Consider the following 4,079-nt stretch of genomic DNA (forward strand, 5'->3'; position numbering starts at 1 on the left):
GACGTTCAAGTCGGAGCTGGTGCGCTGGGTGCTAGGTGCGCGCCAGCCCAAGCAGAAGCTCTTCATCGAGGCCTTGCGCGGCATCAACCTGCGCATCCCCCGGGGCAAGACGATGGCCATCCTCGGGCGCAACGGCTCGGGGAAGAGCACCCTGCTCAAGCTCATCACCGGCATCTACGCGCCCACCACGGGGAAGATCGACGTCCATGGGCGCATCTCCGCGCTGCTGGATCTGGGCGCCGGCTTCCACCCGGACTTCTCCGGCCGGGAGAACATCCTCATCAACGGCATCATCCTCGGCATGTCGCGCGCCGAGGTGCGGGCGAAGATGGACGACATCATCGCCTTCAGCGAGCTGGGCGAGTTCATCGACGAGCCGGTGCGCACCTACTCCAGCGGCATGTACATGCGGCTGGCCTTCGCGGTGGCCACGCACGTCGACCCGGACATCCTCATCATCGATGAGATCCTCGCCGTGGGCGACGAGCACTTCAGCAAGAAGAGCCTGGCGAAGATGATGGAGTTCAAACGCCAGGGAAAGACGATCGTCCTGGTGACGCACGACCTGGGCACCGTCGAGCGGTGGTGCGACCAGGCCGCGTGGATTGACGGTGGGCGCATCCGCCGCGTGGGCACGCCTGCGGAGATCGCCCAGGAGTACCGCCAGGCCGTCGCCCTCGCCGAGGCCAACTCCACCAGCTTCACCCCGCCCGCGCTGGCGGAGGGAGACGCGGGGCGCCTGCCCGAGGTGCCCTCGGCGCACGTCCCCGAGGTGCCCGCTCCGTCCGCCGCTCCCGCGCCAATGGTGCTCTCGCACGTCCAACTCGTCGATGGGGCGGGCTCGGAGCTGCGGAGCCTGTCTCCGGAGCAGTCGGTGGAGGTCGTCATCGACTACACGGCGCGTGAGGGCACCGAGGGCGCGGAGTTCGAGCTGTCCATCGAGGCGGCGGATGGGAAGCCCCTCTATGTGACGAGCACCCGGGCCGACGAGGTGGCCTTGCCGGCGCGGTTGCCCGAGGAGGGCCGGGTGCGCTTCCTCATCGAGCGGCTCGGGTTGCTCGGCGGGGAGTACGTGCTGTCCGTCCAGGCCAGGGTTCCCGGCGCCTCGTTCGCGGGCCCGAAGGCCCAGTGCCGTTTCGCGGTGGTCTCCGAGCGCGAGGACCACGGTCTCTTCCGTCCGGTACACCGGTGGGTGGTGGACGAAGCCCCCACCGCGCAGCGCCAGCCGGAACTCGCGCGCGTCTCGGCCTCTTGAGCGGACGCGGCCTTCGGGCCGCTCCGGCCGGAGGCCCCCAGCCCAGAAGGTCGTTCCAGGTGAGCACCAGACTCCACATGCTTCTCGAGGACTCCCGCGACCCCTCGGCCGCGCCGGACGCGGCGGCACTCGCGGAGATGATCGCCGCCCAGCGCACCCTCCTGGAGGAGCGTCGGCCCTGTCTGCCAGAGGACTGCGCGGAACTCTCCGCACTCGAGCGGACGCTGCGCCTGCTCACCGAGCAGCTCCAACGGGCGGTGCCCCCGGGCAGCAGCCCCCTGTCCTCGCTCCAGACCGCGGCCCAGCTCGTCATCCCCTACGAGTTCTCCGTCCCGCCCTCGCACCGCTCCAAGGGCGGGCAACTGGTGACGGCTACCAAGCGCGCCTTCGTGGAGGGACTCAAGCCCTTCCACGTCGAGGCGCTGCGGCCCCAGGAGGCCTTCAACCGCAGCCTCGTGCGCGTACTGGAGTTCCTCTCCGTTCACCGGAGCCTCGGACTGCGCGAGGATCTGGAGACGTGGATCCGCAGCCAGTTGGAGAAGGGCGTGTCGCCCACGCGCTGGCAGCAGACGCGCTCGCACCGCACGGGCTCGCTCGCCTCCCTGGTGGGCTTTGCCAAAAAGTCCTACCTCACCGCGCTCGAGCCGGTGCTGGAGGCCGTGCTGCGCGGGCAGGCCGAGTGGAACGCCGCCATGCTCGACGTCCTCCTGGCGGCGGCCCAGCCAGGCGCCCTCGATGAGGCCGAGGCGACTCGCCGGGTGGCCCGGCTCGATACGCTGAGTGAGCCCCTGCGCCGGGATGGGCTCCCACTGGGAGTGCGCGCCACCTCGCCTCTGTGGCGTGAGGTGCTGCGCCGACAGGCCCGCTTCAACAGCGAGGCCGTCATCGCCCTGGCCAACGCGCTCGGCGTCCGCACGCCGCCGCCCCAGCCACCCGCGCTCGCGGACTTCGAGGCCTGGTGCGAGCGCCGGGAGCCGGCGGAGATCGACGCGGCCCGGACGGCGGCGGCCGCGCTGGTGAGTCCGCCGCTCGTGTCGCTGGTGGTGCCGGTGCGCGACACCTCCGAGGCCTTCCTGCGTGAGTGCCTCGCGTCGGTGGAGGCCCAGGTGTACCCGCGGTGGGAGTTGGTGCTGGTGAATGACGCGAGCTCCGCGTCCCACGTCGCCCGGCTGCTGTCCGAGGCCGAGCACCGCACGCCGCGCATCCGCGTCCTTTCCCTCCGCACCCGGCAGGGCACCGCCCGGGCGGTGAGCGCCGGCATCGAGGCCGCGCGCGGAGACTTCATCGGCTTCCTCTCGCCCGAGGACACGCTGGCCCCGCACGCGTTGGCCGAGGTGGTGCTGGCGCTCTCGGCGGACAAGGAGCAGGGGCCCGACATCGTCTACGCCGACGAGGATCGGCTGGACGCCCAGGGGCACCGGAGCGCGCCGTTCTTCAAGCCGGACTGGTCGCCGGATCTGCTGCGCTCGGTGGACTACTTCGGCCCCTTCGTGGTGGTGCGTCGCGCCACGCTGATGAAGGCCGGCGGGCCGCGCGAGGGCTTTGAGGGCGCGGAGGGCTTCGAGCTGCACCTGCGCTTGAGCGAGGTGAGCGACCGGATCGGCCACGTGCCCCGGCTGCTGTGCCACCGCCGGAGCGGGTCGGCATCCTCCACGCCGGAATCCGCGACGCGCGCCGGTTGCCGCGCACTCTCCGCGCACCTCTCGCGCCGTGGCGAGCAGGCCGAGGTGAGCAGCCCCACGCCGGGCAGCTACCGCGTGCGCTACCCCGTGCGGGGCGAGCCGAAGGTCTCCATCATCGTCCCGTTCAAGGACCGGCCGGACCTGCTCGACACGCTGGTGAAGAGCCTGCTGGCGCGCACCACCTACCGGAACTACGAGGTGCTGCTCGTCTCCAACAACAGCACGCGGCCGGAGACGTTCGCGCTGCTGGACAAGCTGACGGATCCCCGGCTGGTGAAGCTCACGTGGGACTTCCCCTTCAACTACCCGGCCATCAACAACTGGGCGGCGAAGCAGGCCACGGGCGAGCTGTTCCTCTTCCTCAACAACGACATGGAAGTGGTGGACCCCGGCTGGCTCGACGAGCTGGTGGGTCAGGCGCAGCGGCCCGAGGTGGGTGCGGTGGGCGCCAAGCTGCTCTTCCCCGAGGGCACGGTGCAGCACGCAGGCGTCGTGGTGGGCATCACCGGCTTCGCCGGGCACCCCTTCTGGCGCCTGCCCGAGGGTCCCATCTCCACGCCCTTCGGCCACGTCGAGTGGACGCGCAACTGGCTCTCCGTGACCAGCGCGTGCGTGATGGTGCGCCGGGAGGTGTGGGAGTCCCTGAAGGGCTTCGACGAGCGCTTCCAGGTGTGCGGTAGCGACGTGGAGTTGGGCCTGCGGCTCAACGAGCGCGGCCTGCGCGTGGTGTATACGCCCCATGCCCGGGTCATCCACCACGAGTCGGCCAGCCGCCGCTCGGACGCCATCCCCGAGGCGGACTACTGGCTGTCCTACGCGGCCTACCGCCCGTGGCTGAGGCGGGGAGACCCGTTCTACAACCCGAACCTCTCGCTCCTGTCCGTGGACTGCGACCTGCGCCGCCACGAGGAGAGCGGTGAGGCGCTCGCCGTGCGCACGCTGGGACGGGACGTGCCGAGCGCGCGCGACGTGCGCGTGGAGAAGCTCGCCCGCGAGCAGCGCCACCTCATGGAGCACCTGGGCGAGCTGGACTTCTCCGAGGCCCAGCGCCAGGAGAACCTCCGCCGGCTTCCCGAGGCCCTCGCCGCGCTCCGAGCCCGGGGCCGCGTGGAGACGGCCACCTGGTTCATCCCCGCCTTCGG

The 4,079-nt window shown here is 71.1% G+C and carries 2 protein-coding genes; both read left to right on the top strand.

Features of this window, described 5'->3' with window-relative positions; all coding sequences use genetic code 11:
- The coding region (locus tag VF794_RS17270) for an ABC transporter ATP-binding protein (RefSeq protein WP_331111763.1) at positions 1-1,255 on the top strand (1,255 nt) is incomplete at its 5' end.
- A gap of 59 nt (positions 1,256-1,314) precedes the next feature.
- On the top strand, positions 1,315-4,079 hold a 2,765-nt coding region (locus VF794_RS17275), incomplete at its 3' end, for a glycosyltransferase family 2 protein (RefSeq protein WP_331111765.1).

The sequence above is a fragment of the Archangium sp. genome (genome assembly GCF_036389735.1).
In the GTDB taxonomy this organism is placed as follows: domain Bacteria; phylum Myxococcota; class Myxococcia; order Myxococcales; family Myxococcaceae; genus Archangium.